This window comes from Streptomyces sp. PKU-EA00015 (assembly GCF_013387495.1).
In the GTDB taxonomy this organism is placed as follows: domain Bacteria; phylum Actinomycetota; class Actinomycetes; order Streptomycetales; family Streptomycetaceae; genus Streptomyces.
This window is the reverse complement of record NZ_JABZEE010000067.1, coordinates 23,280-40,089: the sequence shown is the minus strand read 5'-3', so window position 1 is coordinate 40,089 and position 16,810 is coordinate 23,280. Positions and strand designations below refer to the sequence as shown.

Below are 16,810 nucleotides of genomic sequence, written 5' to 3'. Positions count from 1 at the left end.
GGCGGCGTTGTCGCGGGTCAGCGGCTCGTGGATGCGGCCGGTTCCGGGGAGGTTCTCGCTCATGGGGGGTCTCCTGCGTAAGGGGCGGTCACCCGCCCGAAGAGTTTAGTCAGTTTTAATGACAGTCAAGAACGGTGACTAATGACAGCCTATTCCTGCCTCGGGGAGATAGACAAGATCACGTGCCACAGGAGACCTCCGGCGTCGCCCGGCATCCGCTTCCTGGCGGCCCTGAAGAGTGCGAGTGCGCGACGTGGGCCCCGCTCGGTCGTGGCAGGTGCCCCGCAACCAGGCCTGGTGACCAGTGCAGGTCTCTGGCAGTCCTCGACTGCCCCGCGCGGGCGCGGAGGCAGATAGCCGGGGTTGGAACCCCGGCTTTGAGGGAGGGGAGTCCCAGCGGCGCGAAGCTGCCGCGGGCAGGGGGTGGGGCGGCAGCCTCGTGTAACTGGGGGCCGGGGGTAGCCCCCAGTTACGGGGGCGTGCGCAGCTGCCGCAGCCGGGCGAGGGCTGCATTCCGTGCCACGGTAGGGGCGGGGCGGCAGCACCCGAGTCCTCCGCCCCACCAGCGGCCGTGGGCCGAGTCCCGGCCAGGGCGAAGCCCGGCGGCGCGAAGCCGCTGCAGCCGCGGGCACGGGGGCGGCAGCCCCCTTGACCTCCCCCGCAGGGGGCTGAGGGCGGAGCCCCTAGTTAGGGGAAGGGCCACCACCGCGGCGTGAAGCTGTCGCAGCCGGAGTCAGGGGGCAGCACTCGAGGCCTCTGCCCCAGGCGACGGGCCCTGACCGCCGGGGCCGGCGACGCGGGGGCGGCAGCCCCGTGCCCTGCGAGGGGGCCGGGGCGGAGCCCCCGGTTACGGGAAGGCGGGGTGGGGGAAGCACCCCGGGCTACGCCAGCACGTTGCCGCGGCGGGAGAGCAGGAAGCGTTTGAACGCTGCCACCGGCGGCGTGTCCGGGTGGCCGTCCAGCCACGCCACGCCGATCTCGCGGACCGCCCTCGGCGCCGTGACCGTCAGTTCGACGACGCCTGGGCGGGCCACCGCGGGCGGCGGGAGGAGGGCGACTCCCAGGCCCGCCGCCACCAGTCCGCGCAGCGTCTCCGCCTCCTCCCCCTCGAACGCGACGCGCGGCGTGAAGCCCGCCTGCGCGCACAGGTCGTCGGTGATGCGGCGCAGCCCGTAGCCCGGTTCGAGCGTGACGAAGGCTTCGTCCGCGGCCTCCGCCAGGCGGACGCGCCTGCGCGCGGCCAGGCGGTGGTCGTCGGGGACGACCAGCCGCAGGCGCTGTTCGTCGAGGCGGCGCGCGACCAGGTCGGGCGCGTCCGGGACCGGCGAGGTCAGGCACAGGTCGAGTTCGCCGGCCCGGAGCCGTTCGATCATGGCCTCGCCGTAGTTCTGGACCAGGGTGAAGCGGATCCCGGGGTGGTCGGCACGGAAGGCGCGGATCAGGCCCGGCACCGTCTCGGAGCCCATGGTGTGGAGGAATCCGAAGGCGACCTTGCCCGCGCGCGGGTCGGCGTCCGCCCGCACCGCCTCGGCCGCCCGCTCGATCTCGGACAGTGCCCGTTCCGCCGAGGCGAGGAAGGCACGGCCGGCGGGGGTCAGCGACACCGTGCGGCCCTTGCGCGCGAACAGCGTGACTCCCAGGTCCTGTTCGAGCCGGACCATCGCCCGCGAGAGCGTCGACTGCGGCACGCCCATCTCCTGCGCGGCCCGTGTCACATGCTCCTCCCGCGCGACCCCCGCGAAGTACGCGAGCCGTGGCGCGAGCAGCAGCGCGACATCTTCTTCGTAACTGCCTCGTGACAGGCGAGCCTTTGAGCTGTGGTCATGCACCATGGGAACGATTATCTCCGTTTCATGCATTGGACGCATGAAAGGGGGCGGCCTACCTTCGACATATGCCTCCTGCCAGTACCAAGGCGCCCACCACCGTGGGCGCCGCCTCGCCGTCCCCCGTCACCGACACCAGGCTCTCCCCCGGCGCGCCCGGCTACCGCCGCATGAGCTTCGCGCTCTTCGCCGCCGGAATGGCGACCTTCGCCCTGCTCTACTCCACGCAGGCACTGCTCCCCGCCGTCTCCGCCGACTTCGGCGTGACGGCCGGCGCCGCCAGCTGGACGGTGTCCGCCGCGACGGGCGCGCTGGCCCTGTGCGTCCTGCCGCTGAGCGCCCTGTCCGAGCGCTTCGGCCGGCGCACGGTCATGACCGTGTCGCTCGCTGTGGCGGTCGTCCTGGGTCTGCTGGTGCCGTTCGCGCCGAACCTGGAGTGGCTGGTGGCGCTGCGTGCCCTGCAGGGCGCGGCACTGGCGGGACTGCCGGCCTCGGCGATGGCGTACCTCGCCGAGGAGGTCAGGCCCAAGGCGCTGGTGGCGGCGATCGGCCTGTTCGTCGCGGGCAACAGCATCGGCGGCATGAGCGGCCGCATCCTCACCGGCTGGGTGGCGCAGCTCGCGGACTGGCGGGTCGCGCTCGGCGCGGTCGGCCTGATGGCCCTGGCGTGCGCGCTCGTCTTCCGGGCGCTGCTCCCCCGGGCGCGGCACTTCACGCGGGGTTCCCTCAGCCCCCTCGCCCTGGCGAGGACGGTCCGCGGCCATCTGTCCGACCCGCTGCTGATGCGGCTGTACGCGATCGGCGCTCTCTTCATGACCGTCTTCGGCGCGGTCTACACGGTGATCGGCTACCGGCTGGTGGAGGCTCCCTTCCACCTTCCCCAGGGCGTGATCGGCTCGATCTTCCTGGTCTACCTCGTCGGCACGGTCTCGTCCGCAGCCGCCGGGCAGCTGGTCGCGCGGCTGGGCCGGCGCGGCGCGCTGTACCTCGCGGTCACCACGACGGCCGCCGGTCTGCTGCTCTCGCTCGCCGATGCGCTGGCCGCCGTGCTGCTCGGCCTGATCCTGATCACCGCCGGGTTCTTCGCCGGCCACGCCGTCGCGTCGTCCGCGGTGAGCCGTACGGCGAAGACGGGCCGCGCTCAGGCGTCGGCGCTGTACCAGTCCGCGTACTACCTGGGCAGCAGCGCGGGCGGCACGCTCGGCGCCATCGCCTTCCACGCCGGCGGCTGGTCCGGCACGGTGGCCCTCGGGCTCCTGGCGGTGTTCGGCGTCGTGTCGGTCACGCTGTACGGGACGCATGCCGCGCGGGCGCAACAGCGGCGCCTCGCGGCGGCCGCGTAACGGCGCCGGTCACACCTTCCGGGGTACCGGCCGGAATACGTCGCGAATACGTCCCCCGTCCGTGCAACTACCGCTCCCCTTCGCGTGTCTCAACCGGCAGACCATCCCAACCGGAAGGGATGCGAAGGGGAGTTGGGGGACATGAGGGGCAGAATAGGACGTACGGGAGTGATGCTCGGGCTGACCGGCATGCTGCTCCCGCTCGGCGTGGCGCTCGGCAGCGGCACCGCGCACGCCGCGTCGTGCACCACGTCGACGGGTCCGTACCAGAAGCAGGTCGAGAAGTTCCTCGGCCGCCCGGTCGACGGGCGCCAGTCGGCAACCGACTGCCAGGCGATCCGCGCCTTCCAGGCCAAGCACGGCATCACGCCCACGATCGGTTACGCGGGCCCGATCACCTGGCGCACGATGAACACGATGCTCGCGCAGCGTGCGGCGGGGAACAACCCGAACAAGGCGGGCAAGTGCCCGACCAACAAGGGCCGGATCGCGTGCGTCGACCTGACCCGGCAGCTGAGCTGGATCCAGGACGGCAGGACGCTCAAGTACGGCCCGGTGCCGGTGCGCACCGGCAAGAACGGCACCGAGACCCGCACCGGCGCGAAGAAGATCTACTGGCGCAACATCAACCACTGGTCGACGCTCTACAACGTGCGGATGCCGTACTCCCAGTTCTTCGACGGCGGACAGGCGTTCCACTCCACGACGAAGTCCATGTGGAACCCGCCCGGCTCCGGCGGCTGCGTGAACATGCGCTCTGCGGACGCGAAGGCATACTGGAACCTGTTGAAGAACGGCGACGACGTCTACGTGTACGGGCGCAAGCCCGGCACCTGAGCCCGTCGGTCACACGCCCCTCCACGGTCCCACGGGAGCGGCCCGGCCGCTCCCGGATTCGCCGGCTCGGGCCTGATTGTCAGTGGGCTGCGGTAGCTTTCGAACCGCTGGTACCGATGGGTGACTGGGGTGGACCCGATGAGTGACCTCGCTGCGCAGGATCTCGACGCACGGCTGGAGCAGCACCGCAGGGAGCTGACCGGCTACTGCTACCGCATGCTGGGCTCGTCCTTCGAGGCCGAGGACGCGGTCCAGGACACGATGGTGCGCGCCTGGCGGAACATCGAGAAGTTCGAGGGTCGCTCCTCGCTGCGCTCCTGGCTCTACCGCATCGCGACCAACGTCTGCCTGGACATGCTCAACGCGGGCAACCGCCGCGCGCGGCCGATGGACCTGACGGACCCCACCCCGGTCGCCCAGGCCCGGCTCAACGCCCGTCCGGAGATCACCTGGCTGGAGCCGGTGCCGGACGGGCGCGTGCTGCCGTCGGTCGTGGACCCGGCGGAGACGGCCGTGGAGCGGGAGACGATCCGGCTGGCGTTCGTCGCGGCGCTCCAGCACCTGCCGCCGAAGCAGCGTGCCGTGCTGATCCTGCGCGAGGTGCTGGCCTGGAAGGCGAGCGAGGTGGCCGAGCTGCTGGGCACCACGGTGGCCTCGGTGAACAGCGCCCTCCAGCGCGCCCGCGCCACGCTCGCCGAGCAGGAGCCGACGGCTGCGGACGCGGCGGCCCCGCTCGACGAGAAGCAGCAGGACCTGCTGAACCGCTATGTCGCGGCCTTCGAGGGGTACGACATGAAGGCCCTGACGGCCTTGCTCCACGAGGACGCGACGATGTCCATGCCGCCGTACGACCTGTGGCTGCGCGGGCACGACGACATCGTGGGCTGGATGCTGGGCGTCGGCGAGGTCTGCCGCGGCTCCCGGCTCGTCCCGACCGTGGCGAACGGCGTCCCGGCGTTCGCGCACTACCACCCGAGCCAGGACGGCGAGGGCTACGAGCCGTGGGCCCTGATCGTCCTGGAGCTGCGGGACGGCAGGGTCGGCGGAATGGACTTCTTCCTGGACACCAAGCGCTGGTTCCCGCTGTTCGACCTGCCGGCGCGACTGGACAAGTCCGGGGCGCCGGTCGAGGAGGCGGCGGACAGCGTCTAGGGCCGACGAGGCGGGGACGGGGCGGCTCCAGGCGGTTTCGCGCCCAACTCCATCAGCCCGACGAGGCCGAGCAGGGCGACGAGATCGGGCGGGGCGTTCCGCAGGCGGATGCGGGTGCCGTGGCGGCGGGCGGTGAGCTGGAGGCGGGCGAGCGCGTCGACGACGGCGAGGCTTGTCCGGGCGAGGCCGCCGACGTCGCACACCACCTCGGCCGGGCAGCGCCGCGCCGCGCCGTCTCCCGCCGCCGTGTCCGGGTCCGGCACAGTGTCCGCCGCCGCTCCGCTGCCGGCCGGGGCCGGGTCGTCTTCCCACGCCGTTCCGGGGGACGACGCCGTCGTGCCGAGGTCCCTCAGGAGAGCGCTCAACTCCTCGCACAGGCGTGGCGCATCGCCGGGGGCGACCCTCCCGGCGATGCGCATGACGATCGGCTGCATGGCGTCCACATGGGGATGACCGGCACCGCGGCGGGAACTCATCGCCGCGGCCCGCCGGACCAGTCCCACGCGGGGAGCCGGTGGCTCCCCGGGCTCAGGCGATGCGGTCCAGGACGATCGGGGTCGCCGAGAACTCCGCGCCCGACGGGGAGATGTCGAACGCGCCCTCCAGGGACTCGAGGGCGTAGTCGAACTTCTCCGGGGTGTCCGTGTGCAGGGTCAGCAGGCGCTGGCCCGCGGTCACCGGCTCGCCGGGCTTGGCGTGGATCTCGATGCCGGCACCCGCCTGGACCTTGTCCTCCTTACGGGCGCGGCCCGCGCCGAGGCGCCAGGCGGCCACGCCGACGTCGTAGGCGTCGAGACGGGTGAGCACGCCCGAGGACGGGGCGGTGATCACGTGCTGCTCGCGGGCGACGGGGAGTGCGGCGTCCGGGTCGCCGCCCTGCGCGGCGATCATGCGGCGCCAGACGTCCATGGCGGAGCCGTCGGCGAGTGCCCTCGCCGGATCGGCGTCCTTGATGCCGGCCGCGACGAGCATCTCCTGGGCGAGGGCCACGGTGAGATCGATGACGTCCTGGGGGCCGCCGCCGGCCAGAACCTCGACGGATTCGCGGACTTCGAGGGCGTTGCCCGCGGTGAGGCCGAGCGGGGTGGACATGTCGGTGAGCAGCGCTACGGTCTTCACCCCGCTGTCGGTGCCCAGTGCCACCATGGTGGAGGCCAGTTCGCGGGCGTCCTCGATGTTCTTCATGAACGCGCCGGTGCCGACCTTCACGTCCAGGACGAGGGAGCCGGTGCCCTCGGCGATCTTCTTCGACATGATCGAGGACGCGATCAGCGGGATCGCCTCGACGGTGCCGGTGACGTCCCGCAGTGCGTAGAGCTTCTTGTCCGCCGGGGCGAGCCCGTCGCCCGCCGCGCAGATGACGGCGCCGGTGGTGTCGAGGACGTGCAGCATCTCCTCGTTGGACAGCAGCGCGCGCCAGCCGGGGACGGACTCCAGCTTGTCGAGCGTGCCGCCGGTGTGGCCGAGGCCGCGGCCGGACAGCTGCGGCACGGCCGCGCCGCACGCGGCGACCAGCGGGGCGAGCGGGAGCGTGATCTTGTCGCCGACGCCGCCGGTGGAGTGCTTGTCGGCGGTCGGGCGGCTCAGCGAGGAGAAGTCCATGCGTTCACCGCTGGCGATCATCGCGGCGGTCCAGCGGGCGATCTCCGTGCGGTTCATGCCGTTCAGCAGGATGGCCATGGCGAGCGCCGACATCTGCTCGTCGGCGACCTCGCCGCGCGTGTACGCGTCGATGACCCAGTCGATCTGCTCGTCGCTCAGCTCGCCCCGGTCCCGCTTGGTGCGGATGACGGAGATGACGTCCATGGCATTCCTCCAGAGCGCTCCACGCGGCCGAGACGGCTCCAGACGCACAGAGCAAGGGTATGGGAGCGGCCCTCCCACCGGAGCGGAAGGGCCGCGGGGAACAAGGGGGTTACGACAGATGGCCGGGGCCGAAGGCGTGCGGCAGCATCTCGGAGAGCGGCAGCACACCCGCCGGCGTGTCGAGCAGCAGCTCCGGCCCGCCGAACTCGTACAGCAGCTGGCGGCAGCGGCCGCACGGCACGAGCGGCGCGCCCTCGCCGTCCACGCACGTGAAGTGCGTGAGCCGGCCGCCGCCGGTCGCCTGCAGCTGCGATACGAGCCCGCACTCGGCGCACAGCCCGAGCCCGTACGAGGCGTTCTCGACGTTGCAGCCCGTGACCGTGCGGCCGTCGTCGACGAGGGCCGCCGCCCCGACCGGGAAGCCCGAGTACGGGGCGTACGCGTGCGACATCGCCTCGCGCGCCAGCTTCCGCAGGGCCTCCCAGTCGAAAGCAGCCGTGGTCACTTGCCCTGGCCCCTGCGGTAGGGCAGGCCGTCCGCCTTGGGCATCCTCAGCCGCTGCGCGGACAGCGCCAGGACGAGGAGCGTGGTGACGTACGGCGCGGCGTCGACGAACTGGCTGGGCAGCGCGTCGGTCAGCGTGTACCAGGCGAACAGCAGCGCCGAGACCGCGGCCGAGATCACGGCCTGGAGGTACTTCTTCTTGTACAGCTGCCAGACCACGACGAGCAGCAGCAGGATCGCCAGCAGCAACAGCATCGCGTGGACGTTCTCCGCGCCGCCGCGCAGCTTGAGGCTGTCGGTGAAGCCGAACAGGCCGGCGCCGAGCGCCATTCCGCCCGGCATCCAGTTGCCGAAGATCATGGCGGCGAGACCGATGTAGCCGCGGCCGCCGGTCTGGCCCTCCTGGTAGATGCCGGTGGAGACGATGGCGAGGAAGGCGCCGCCGAGACCCGCGAGCGCGCCGGAGACCACGACGGCGATGTACTTGTACTTGTAGACGTTGACGCCGAGCGACTCGGCGGCGACCGGGTTCTCGCCGCAGGAACGCAGGCGCAGGCCGAACGCGGTGCGCCACAGCACCCACCAGGTGCCCGGGATGAGCAGGATCGCCACGACGGTCAGCAACGACAGGTTGGTGATCAGACCGCCCAGCACACCGGCGAGGTCGGAGACGAAGAACCAGTGCTTGGCCTGGATGTCGGCCAGCCACTCCGAGAGCCCCGGAATCGTGATCCGGTCGATCGCCTCGATGCGCGGGGACTGCTTGGAGGAGCCGCCCTCGGCCCTGTCGAAGGTGAAGTTCGACAGGTAGCGGGTGAGGCCGGTGGCCAGGATGGTGATGGCGACACCGGAGACGATGTGGTTGACGTTGAACGTCACCGTCATCACCGCGTGCAGCAGACCGCCGACCGCGCCGCCCGCGATGCCGAGCAGGACGCCGGTCCACGGACCCCACTGGTATCCGGCCCAGGCGCCGAACCAGGTGCCGAGGATCATCATGCCCTCGAGACCGATGTTGACCACGCCGGCCCGCTCCGCCCACAGGCCGCCGAGACCGGCGAGACCGATGGGCACGGCAAGCTGGAGGGCGCCGGAGATCTGGCCGACGGAGGTGAGGTCTTCCGCGCCGCTGATCGTGCGGACCAGCGAGAACAGCAGCAGACCGCCCGCAATGATCAGCAGGATGACGGGCAGGGACAGCTTGCGGCGGCCGCCGCCCTTCTTGGGCGCGGTGCTCGCCATCGAGACCGTGCTGGTGCTCTCCGTCATGCCGCTGCCACCTCCTTGTTCTTACGGGCCTGGGCGGCGAGCTCCTCGCCGACCTTCTGCTGCTGCCGGCGCAGCCCGTACTGGCGGACGATCTCGTAGGACACGACGACCGCGATGACGATCAGGCCCTGCATGATCGTGGCGAGTTCCTTCTCGTAGCCCGCCAGTCCCAGGCCCTCGGCCGTCTTGTCCAGGAAGGCGAAGAGCAGTGAGGCGAAGAGGATGCCGATCGGGTTGTTGCGGCCGAGCAGGGCGATGCCGATGGCCGTGAAACCGACACCGACCGGGAAGCTGAGGCTGTACGTGTGGGTCTGGCCGAGCAGCATCGGCATGCCGGCGAGGCCCGCCATGGCACCGGAGATCAGCATCGCGGTGAGGATCATCCGCTTGGAGTCGACGCCGCTCGCCTGCGCGGCGGACTCGCTGGCGCCGGTGGCGCGCAGGTCGAACCCGAAGCGGGTGCGGTTGAGGACGAACCAGTAGACGATGCCGAGCGCGAAGGCGACGAACGTGAAGCCGTAGATGAACCCGCCCTGGCCCATGTCCAGACCGGGGAGCCAGCCGGACTCGGCGATCTCACCGGTCGTCAGGTCGTTGGAGCCCTCCGGCTGCACGCCGAGGTTCTTCGGCAGGATCAGCCAGGCGATCAGGCTGGTGGCGATGGCGTTCAGCATGATCGTGGAGACGACCTCGCTGACGCCGCGGGTGGTCTTCAGGACGCCCGCGATACCGGCCCAGAGCGCGCCGACCGCCATGGCGACGAACACGATCAGCAGGATGTGCAGCGGCCCCGGCAGCTCGACCGCCGCGCCGACGACCGCCGCCAGCATCACGGCGAGGCGGTACTGGCCGTCGACGCCGATGTTGAACAGGTTCATCCGGAAGCCGATGGCGACGGCGAGTGCGGCCAGGTAGTAGATGCCGGTCTGATTGACGATCAGTACCTGAACGTCCGTGAACTCGAGCTGCTCCGCCATGAGCCGGTACGGCTCGAAGGGATTGCGGTCCGAGAGGAGCAGCACCACGGAGGTGAGCAGGAAGGCCACGACCAGCGCGAGCACCGGGCCGGCGAGGCCCAGGATCAGCCGGTCCTTGTCGAACTTCTTCATCGGCCCTCACCGTTCTCAGGCTGCTCGTGGTGCTCGAGGTGGCCGCTGGCCGCGCCGGTCATGGCCGAACCCAGCTCCTCCGGGGTGATCGTGGCGGGGTCCGCATCCGCGACCAGGCGGCCGCGGTACATCACCCGCAGGGTGTCGGAGAGCCCGATGAGCTCGTCCAGGTCGGCGGAGATCAGCAGGACGGCCAGGCCCTCGTGGCGCGCCTCGCGGATCTGGTCCCAGATCTGCGCCTGCGCGCCGACGTCCACACCGCGGGTGGGGTGGGCGGCGATGAGCAGCTTGGGTGCGTGGCTCATCTCGCGGCCGACGATCAGCTTCTGCTGGTTGCCGCCGGACAGGGAGGCGGCTGTGACCTCGATGCCGGGCGTGCGCACGTCGTACTCGCGGACGATGCGCTCGGTGTCCTTGCGGGCCGCCTTGAGGTCGAGCAGGCCGCGCTTGCTGTTGGGACGCTCGGTGACATGGCCGAGGATGCGGTTCTCCCACAGCGGGGACTCCAGCAGCAGTCCGTGCCGGTGGCGGTCCTCGGGGATGTAGCCGATGCCGTCCTCGCGGCGCTTGCGGGTCGGCGCGTGCGAGATGTCGACGCCGTCGAGGGTGATGACACCGCCGTCGGGGTCGCGCATGCCCATCAGGGCGTCGATGAGCTCGGTCTGGCCGTTGCCCTCGACGCCGGCGATGCCCATGACCTCACCCTTGTGGATGGTGAAGGTGATGCCCGCGAGGACCTCTCGGACAACGCCGTCGGGGTCCGTGGCGGTCAGCTGCAGGCCGTCCACGTCGAGCATCGGCACGTCGGTCACCGTCGACTCGCGGGTCTCCGGCGACGGCAGCTCGGCACCCACCATCAGCTCGGCGAGCTGCTTGGTCGTGGTGGCCTTCGGGTCGGCGGTGCCGACGGTCGTGCCGCGGCGGATGACGGTGATGTCGTCGGCGACCGACAGCACCTCGCCCAGCTTGTGCGAGATGAAGATGACGGTCAGGCCCTCGGCCTTGAGCTCGCGCAGGTTGTCGAAGAGCGCGTCGACCTCCTGCGGCACGAGCACGGCCGTCGGCTCGTCCAGGATCAGGGTGCGGGCGCCGCGGTAGAGGACCTTGAGGATCTCCACGCGCTGGCGGTCGGCGACGCCGAGCTGTTCGACGAGGACGTCCGGGCGCACGCCGAGGCCGTAGGCGTCGGAGATCTCCTGGATCTTCCTGCGGGCGCGGGAGCCGATGCCGTACAGCTTCTCGCCGCCGAGGACGACGTTCTCCAGCACGGTGAGGTTGTCGGCCAGCATGAAGTGCTGGTGGACCATGCCGATCCCGCGGGCGATGGCGTCGGCGGGGCTGGAGAAGGTGACCCGGTCGCCGTCGACGGTGATGGTGCCCTCGTCCGGCTTCTGCATGCCGTAGAGGATCTTCATCAGGGTCGACTTGCCGGCACCGTTCTCACCGACGAGGGCATGCACGGTGCCCTTGCGGACGGTGATGTCGATGTCGTGGTTGGCGACGACGCCGGGGAAGCGCTTGGTGATGCCGCGCAGTTCTACGGCAGCAGCCGGAGGCGGTGACGGACTGGACGCGTTGATGACGCACTCTCCTTGGCGGGAAAGGGAGCCGGCAGGTCGGGGCGGGCGGCTGCTGGCGGGCAGGCGGGAAGGCGGAGATCGGCGGGCAGGGGATGGGGCGAAGCTATCGCGCCGAGGATTGTTCTACGCGCGTAGCGATCCCGAATGAGGAAAACCGGTGGCCATAACTCGGTCCGGGCCCGCGGCGTGCGGATCCCGGACCGAGTCCGTACGGAGGACCGGGTGGGCCTCCCGCGCGTTACGGAGCCGTCTTGACCTTGATCGTGCCGGCGATGATGTCGGCCTTGGCCTTGTCGATCGCCGCGACGACGTCGGTCATCGCGGTGAAGGCCGGGTTGGACTTGGCCAGGGCGACGCCGTCGTCCTGGAGGCCGTAGCGGATCTCACCGGTCTGCGGCTTGCCGTCCTGGACCGACTTGATCAGGTTGAACACGGCGCCCGAGACGTTCTTGGTCACCGAGGTGAGGATCTGGTCCTTGTAGGCGGCCAGGCCCTTCTGGTTGTACTGGTCCGAGTCGACGCCGATGGCCCACTTCTTGGCCTTGGCGGTCGCCTCGATGGAGCCCGCACCCGCGAGGCCTGCGGCGGCGTAGACCACGTCGGCGCCCGCGTCGAGCTGGCCCTGCGCGGCGGCCTTGCCGAGGTCCGGCTTCGAGAAGCCACCGAAGTCCGGCGGCTGGGTCAGGTACTGGACCTTGACGTTGACGTTCTTGTCGGTGTCCTTGACGCCCTGGACGAAGCCCGCCTCGAACTTCTTGATCAGCGGGGTCTCGACACCGCCGATGAAGCCGACCGTCTTGGACTTGGTCACCTTGGCGGCGGCCACGCCGGCCAGGTAGGAGCCCTGCTCCTCGTTGAAGACGAGGTTGGCGATGTTCGGGCCGGTCTTCGAGGTGTCGTCGATGAGGCCGAAGGTGGTCTTCGGGAACTTCGGCGCGACCTCGGCGATGGCCGGGGCGTAGGCGAAGCCGACGCCGATCACCGGGTTGTTGCCGGCGCGGGCCAGAGCGGTGAGGCGCTGGACCTTGTCGGGGTCGCCCTCACCCTCGCTGGGCTCCTGCTCGGTGCCCTGGATGTCGAGTTCCTTCTCGGCCTTCTCCAGACCGGCGTACGCGGCGTCGTTGAAGGACTGGTCGCCGCGGCCACCGATGTCGTAGGCGATGGCGGCCTTGCCGCCCTTGTCGTCCGAACCTGCGGAGGACGACGAGTCGCTGCCACACGCGGTGGCAGACAGTGCGAGAGCCGCGGACGCGATGCCCACGGTGGCGATCCTGGTGATCCGGCGCACTGGGGGGCTCCTTAAACCTGACCGAAAGCGCCACTTCCGGCGCTGGGTTCGCGGCGATCGTAACGCGCGTAGATGTCAGTTAAAGACCCGTTCATCAGTCGTTATCGGATCGTCGCGAACAAGCCACGCGCCTGTGCGCCCGTGCCGGGGCGGGCGCGTCGCCTCCGCGCCCCGGCGTGTCGTCGACAGGCCCCGAATCGGACGTCCGTACGGCGCCCGGACCGGGCGGGCGCCTCAGCGGGCCCCGAGACCTTCCAGCAGCGCCGCGGCGGTGAACAGCTCGACGCCGGCCGTGATGGCCTCCTCGTCGACGTCGAAGTCCCCGCGGTGCAGGTCGCGTCGCGTGGTGTCGCCGGGGGTCCGCACGCCGAGGCGGGCCATGGCGCCCGGCACGTGCTCCAGGTACCAGGAGAAGTCCTCGCCGCCGAGGCTCTGCTCGGTGTCCTCGATCGCATACGATCCGCGGCGCGCGGCGTGCGCGTCGCGCAGCAGTTCGGTGACGGCCGGGTCGTTGACGACGGGCGGCACTCCGCGGATGTAGTCGATCTGCGACTTGGCCCGGTGCAGCGTGGCGACCTCGTCGATCGCGGCGTGCACCATGTCGGGGGCGGCGCGCCAGCCCGCGAGGTCCAGGCAGCGCACGGTGCCGGAGAGCTCGGCGTGCTGCGGGATGACGTTGGGCGCGTGACCGGCCGTGATGCGGCCCCAGGTGAGGGCCAGGCCGGAGCGCGAGTCGACGCGACGGGAGAGCAGCGCCGGGACCTCGATGGCGAGCTTCGCGGCCGCGGTGACCATGTCCGTCGTCAGGTGCGGCCGGGCGGTGTGGCCGCCGGGCCCGTCCAGGGCGACCTCGATCCGGTCGCAGGCCGAGGTGATCGGGCCGGCCCGCAGCCCGATGGAACCCGCGTCGACCCGGGGGTCGCAGTGAACCGCGATGATCTTGCCGACACCGTCGAGGACGCCGCATTCGATCGCGTCGGCCGCGCCGCCGGGCAGGACCTCCTCGGCGGGCTGGAAGAGCAGCCGCACCGGCTGCGTCAGCAGACCCTGCCGGTCGAGCTCGGCGAGCACCAGTCCGGCCCCGAGGACCGTGGTGGTGTGCACGTCGTGCCCGCAGGCGTGGGCGCGGTCGGGCACGGTGGAGCGGTAGGGGACCCCGCTCTTGGTGTCCGGGATGGGAAGGGCGTCGATGTCGGCGCGGATCGCGAAGAGGGGCCGTCCGGGAGCGGAGTCCGTGCCGATGTCGCAGACGAGGCCGGTGCCCATGGAGAGGACCCGCGGCTTCAGGCCGGCCTGCTCGAGGCGGTCCTTGATCGCCGCGGTGGTGCGGAACTCCTGGTTCCCGAGCTCGGGGTGCATGTGGAGGTCGCGCCGGAAGGCGACGAGCTCCGTACGCAACGGCTCGGTCAGCCTGCCGGGCAGTGCGGCGTCGCCCGGCATCGCGCCCGTGCGGGGCGCTGCGTCTGCGCCGGGCGTCTCGGCTTCTTCGGACTCGCGGGACATCAACTGGTTCACCCAGTGAAGGGTATGCCCCTCAAGCCCCCAACTGCCGTGCGATCAACAAAAGATCAGCCTCATAGGCGAAGGAAACCTGGCCTGAAGTGCATAGCTGTGTGCCGTTGTGGGTAAGCTCACTCGCTCTTTTTGTCAGGTCGGCTCTGGTGCGAGACGCCGGGCGCCCCCCTTCAAGCGGGTGCCGGCAGCCGGTACACATCCCGGGCCGTGCCCGTGACGACAGCCAGGAACCCCTGGGCCCGCGGCGACGCGCTCGCTCTGAGCCACTCGGGCGCGATGTCGCAGACCGCCACCTTGATCCCCGTGCCCGCGAGGGCCAGCGGCAGGGTGTGCACGACCGTCGAAGGAAAACTCAGCACCGTTGAGCCTATCGGGCCCCTGCGGGCGATCAGCTCCAGCGGCAGGTCGGGGCGGACCACTTCCAGGCCCGTCTCGGCGGCGAGCCGGTGCAGCTTGTCGGCGCTCTCCCTGCGGTGGGCGAAGTAACGGGTGGCGCCGTGGGCGCGGGCCAGCGTCGCGACCGCGTCCAGGTACTGCTCCAGGTCCACCACGCCCGTCTCCACCAACGAGGTCCCGACCATGTCGGCGCCCCGCGTGAGGGTCGGCGGCCCGAAGCGCTGCCGCGTCCAGGCGAAGTCGTTCGCCGTGACGGTGATCCCCGGCGCCGGCTCCACGGGCATCGAGGTGAAGACCTCGACGGTGCGGGACCGGGAGGGGCTCAGCCTGCGCCGGGCCATGAAGGTCACCGGTGCGAGCACCAGCTCACGCGGGCCGCGGCGGCCGCCGCGGCGGTGCCAGCGCACCAGCTGCTCCCCGCGGGCGACCTGTGCGACGAACTCCATGGTCGCCGTGCCGTCGTCGACCACGGTGAGGTTCTTGCCGCCGACGAGCGTCAGCAGGAGCTGGACGTAGCGGGAGAACGGGTCCCCGATCACGATCCGCTCCGCCCGGCGCAGAATCGGGCCGAGCTCGCGGACGGTCCTCAGGGGAGCACCGGCCCCGCCGCGCGCCTCCTGCCAGCGGACGGTGAACCCCTCGCCGCGCGCGAGCTCCGCCATGCGGCGCAGCTGGCCCCGCGACATGGGGTCGGTGGGCGACAGGACGACCACGGTGAGGTCGGCTGCGGGATCACCGGTGGGGGCGGCACCGGAACCGGCGTGGGCCCACTCCAGGACGTTCAGGAGCTGGACCGGGCTCTCGACGAACGCGAGATTCACTGGCTTCACCTCGTGATGCCGGATCGGCGCGCCCGGCGGGGCCGGGGGCCTGGATGGATACGCCCGGGCGCGCCGGGCTCCGCCGCGGGGGGCACGCGGGGCGTGCGTGGCCCGGCTTGTGCGGGCATGCGCCGCTGGGGGGCTTGCGCGTACCGGCGCGCATGGCCGGCTTGTGCAGCCGCGCGCGCCCGCGGGGCTTGCGCGGCCGCGCATCGCTGCGGGGCCTGTGCGGCCGCGCGGACGTACGGGGCTCGTGCGTTCGGGCACGCATGGCCGCCTTGTGCGGCCGCCCGGGCGTGCGGGGCGCGCGCTGCTACGGACGTGCGCGCCCGCGCAGGGCACTCCGTGCGGGCGGGGACCCCGCGCTCCCCGCGCCGGGCGCGAGTGGCCCGGCGCGGCGGGAGCGGCACCGCCGTGGTGGCAGGGCCGTCAGACCGCGGCAGGCTCACGGTCGTCCGCCTCGGCCACGACGCCGGCCACGCGGCGCAGCTTCTTCATGGGGCCGAGCTCGCTCTCGTAGACCTTCTTGACGCCGTCACCGAGCGACTCCTCCACCACGCGGATGTCGCGGACGAGGCGGGTCAGGCCCTGCGGCTCCACGGAGGCGGCCTGGTCGGAGCCCCACATGGCGCGGTCGAGGGTGATGTGGCGCTCGATGAAGGTGGCGCCCAGGGCGACGGCCGCGAGGGTGGTCTGCAGACCGGTCTCGTGGCCGGAGTAGCCGATCGGGACGTTCGGGTACTCGGCCTGGAGCGTGTTGATGACGCGCAGGTTGAGCTCCTCGGCCTTCGCCGGGTACGTCGAGGTGGCGTGGCAGAGCAGGATGTTCTCGCTGCCCAGGACCTCGACCGCGTGGCGGATCTGCTTCGGGGTGGACATGCCGGTCGACAGGATGATCGTGCGGCCCGTGGCGCGCAGGGCGCGCAGCAGCTCGTCGTCCGTGAGGGAGGCGGAGGCGACCTTGTGCGCCGGGACGTCGAACTTCTCCAGGAAGGCGACGGCCTCGGTGTCCCACGGGGAGGCGAACCAGTCGATGCCGCGCTTCTTGCAGTGCTCGTCGATCGCGCGGTACTCGTCCTCACCGAACTCGACGCGGTGGCGGTAGTCGATGTACGTCATACGGCCCCAGGGGGTGTCGCGCTCGATGTCCCACTGGTCGCGCGGCGTGCAGATCTCCGGCGTGCGCTTCTGGAACTTGACCGCGTCGCAGCCCGCGTCGGCGGCCACGTCGATCAGCTTGAACGCGTTCTCCAGGTCGCCGTTGTGGTTGATGCCGATCTCGCCGGTGACGTAGACGGGCCGGCCCGGGCCGGCGGTCTTGCTGCCGAGGGTGCGCAGACGGGTGGTGCTCATGGGGGGTATTT

14 protein-coding genes are annotated in these 16,810 nt (G+C 71.3%); 3 read left to right on the top strand and 11 right to left on the bottom strand.

Going from position 1 to position 16,810, the window contains the following annotated elements; genetic code table 11:
• Positions 1–881: 881 nt before the first annotated feature.
• Entirely contained in the window at positions 882–1,832 is a 951-nt protein-coding gene (locus tag HW130_RS31550; RefSeq protein ID WP_177153186.1) for a LysR family transcriptional regulator, read from the bottom strand.
• A gap of 62 nt (positions 1,833–1,894) precedes the next feature.
• Here HW130_RS31550 and HW130_RS31545 point away from each other — a divergent pair, with 62 nt between their 5' ends.
• The 3 genes from HW130_RS31545 to HW130_RS31535 all read left to right on the top strand — a co-directional run bounded on the left by HW130_RS31545 (position 1,895) and on the right by HW130_RS31535 (position 5,158).
• Positions 1,895–3,169 (top strand): MFS transporter, encoded by a 1,275-nt coding sequence (locus HW130_RS31545; protein WP_177153185.1) that lies wholly within the window; start codon positions 1,895–1,897, stop codon positions 3,167–3,169.
• Positions 3,170–3,340: 171 nt separating this feature from the next.
• Positions 3,341–4,006 (top strand): L,D-transpeptidase family protein, encoded by a 666-nt coding sequence (locus tag HW130_RS31540; protein WP_177153191.1) that lies wholly within the window; start codon positions 3,341–3,343, stop codon positions 4,004–4,006.
• A gap of 138 nt (positions 4,007–4,144) precedes the next feature.
• Positions 4,145–5,158 carry a sigma-70 family RNA polymerase sigma factor gene (locus HW130_RS31535; protein WP_177153184.1) on the top strand — a complete coding sequence of 338 codons (1,014 nt, stop codon included), beginning with the start codon at positions 4,145–4,147 and terminating at the stop codon, positions 5,156–5,158.
• Here the strand turns inward: HW130_RS31535 and HW130_RS31530 are convergent.
• From HW130_RS31530 to HW130_RS31485, 10 genes are all read right to left on the bottom strand, one after another.
• On the bottom strand, positions 5,155–5,661 hold the full coding sequence (locus HW130_RS31530) for an STAS domain-containing protein (RefSeq protein WP_309140642.1): 507 nt from the start codon (positions 5,659–5,661) through the stop codon (positions 5,155–5,157). The genes HW130_RS31535 and HW130_RS31530 overlap by 4 nt on opposite strands.
• Before the next feature lie 25 nt (positions 5,662–5,686).
• Entirely contained in the window at positions 5,687–6,964 is a 1,278-nt protein-coding gene (locus HW130_RS31525; RefSeq protein WP_177153183.1) for a thymidine phosphorylase, read from the bottom strand.
• 109 nt (positions 6,965–7,073) lie between these two features.
• On the bottom strand, positions 7,074–7,469 hold the full coding sequence (locus HW130_RS31520; RefSeq protein ID WP_177153182.1) for a cytidine deaminase: 396 nt from the start codon (positions 7,467–7,469) through the stop codon (positions 7,074–7,076).
• Positions 7,466–8,737, bottom strand: a complete 1,272-nt coding sequence (locus tag HW130_RS31515; RefSeq protein ID WP_177153181.1) for an ABC transporter permease — start codon at positions 8,735–8,737, stop codon at positions 7,466–7,468. Before HW130_RS31515 ends, HW130_RS31520 begins: the two co-directional genes overlap by 4 nt.
• Positions 8,734–9,846 (bottom strand): ABC transporter permease, encoded by a 1,113-nt coding sequence (locus HW130_RS31510; protein WP_177153180.1) that lies wholly within the window; start codon positions 9,844–9,846, stop codon positions 8,734–8,736. The genes HW130_RS31515 and HW130_RS31510 overlap by 4 nt, the downstream gene beginning before the upstream one ends.
• Complete coding sequence (locus HW130_RS31505; protein ID WP_177153189.1) at positions 9,843–11,426, bottom strand: ABC transporter ATP-binding protein; 1,584 nt, start codon at positions 11,424–11,426, stop codon at positions 9,843–9,845. Before HW130_RS31505 ends, HW130_RS31510 begins: the two co-directional genes overlap by 4 nt.
• 238 nt (positions 11,427–11,664) lie before the next feature.
• Positions 11,665–12,714 carry a BMP family protein gene (locus HW130_RS31500; RefSeq protein ID WP_177153179.1) on the bottom strand — a complete coding sequence of 350 codons (1,050 nt, stop codon included), beginning with the start codon at positions 12,712–12,714 and terminating at the stop codon, positions 11,665–11,667.
• A gap of 234 nt (positions 12,715–12,948) precedes the next feature.
• The gene (locus HW130_RS31495; RefSeq protein WP_177153188.1) at positions 12,949–14,217 is read right to left on the bottom strand and encodes an amidohydrolase; all 1,269 of its coding nucleotides are present in this window, start codon (positions 14,215–14,217) and stop codon (positions 12,949–12,951) included.
• Between the two features lie 182 nt (positions 14,218–14,399).
• Positions 14,400–15,446: a hypothetical protein gene (locus tag HW130_RS31490; RefSeq protein WP_177153178.1), complete on the bottom strand. Its 1,047-nt coding sequence runs from the start codon at positions 15,444–15,446 to the stop codon at positions 14,400–14,402.
• A 429-nt stretch (positions 15,447–15,875) separates the two neighbouring features.
• Entirely contained in the window at positions 15,876–16,799 is a 924-nt protein-coding gene (locus tag HW130_RS31485; protein WP_177153177.1) for an N-acetylneuraminate synthase family protein, read from the bottom strand.
• Between the last annotated feature and the right edge of the window lie 11 nt (positions 16,800–16,810).

Bases quoted from the DNA above. Each gene is read 5' to 3' on its own strand.
- HW130_RS31545 (WP_177153185.1), top strand. From the start codon at position 1,895: ATGCCTCCTGCCAGTACCAAGGCGCCCACCACCGTGGGCGCCGCCTCG.
- HW130_RS31540 (WP_177153191.1), top strand. From the start codon at position 3,341: ATGCTCGGGCTGACCGGCATGCTGCTCCCGCTCGGCGTGGCGCTCGGC.
- HW130_RS31535 (WP_177153184.1), top strand. From the start codon at position 4,145: ATGAGTGACCTCGCTGCGCAGGATCTCGACGCACGGCTGGAGCAGCAC.
- HW130_RS31510 (WP_177153180.1), bottom strand. From the start codon at position 9,846: ATGAAGAAGTTCGACAAGGACCGGCTGATCCTGGGCCTCGCCGGCCCG.
- HW130_RS31525 (WP_177153183.1), bottom strand. From the start codon at position 6,964: ATGGACGTCATCTCCGTCATCCGCACCAAGCGGGACCGGGGCGAGCTG.
- HW130_RS31515 (WP_177153181.1), bottom strand. From the start codon at position 8,737: ATGACGGAGAGCACCAGCACGGTCTCGATGGCGAGCACCGCGCCCAAG.
- HW130_RS31495 (WP_177153188.1), bottom strand. From the start codon at position 14,217: ATGTCCCGCGAGTCCGAAGAAGCCGAGACGCCCGGCGCAGACGCAGCG.
- HW130_RS31485 (WP_177153177.1), bottom strand. From the start codon at position 16,799: ATGAGCACCACCCGTCTGCGCACCCTCGGCAGCAAGACCGCCGGCCCG.
- HW130_RS31550 (WP_177153186.1), bottom strand. From the start codon at position 1,832: ATGGTGCATGACCACAGCTCAAAGGCTCGCCTGTCACGAGGCAGTTAC.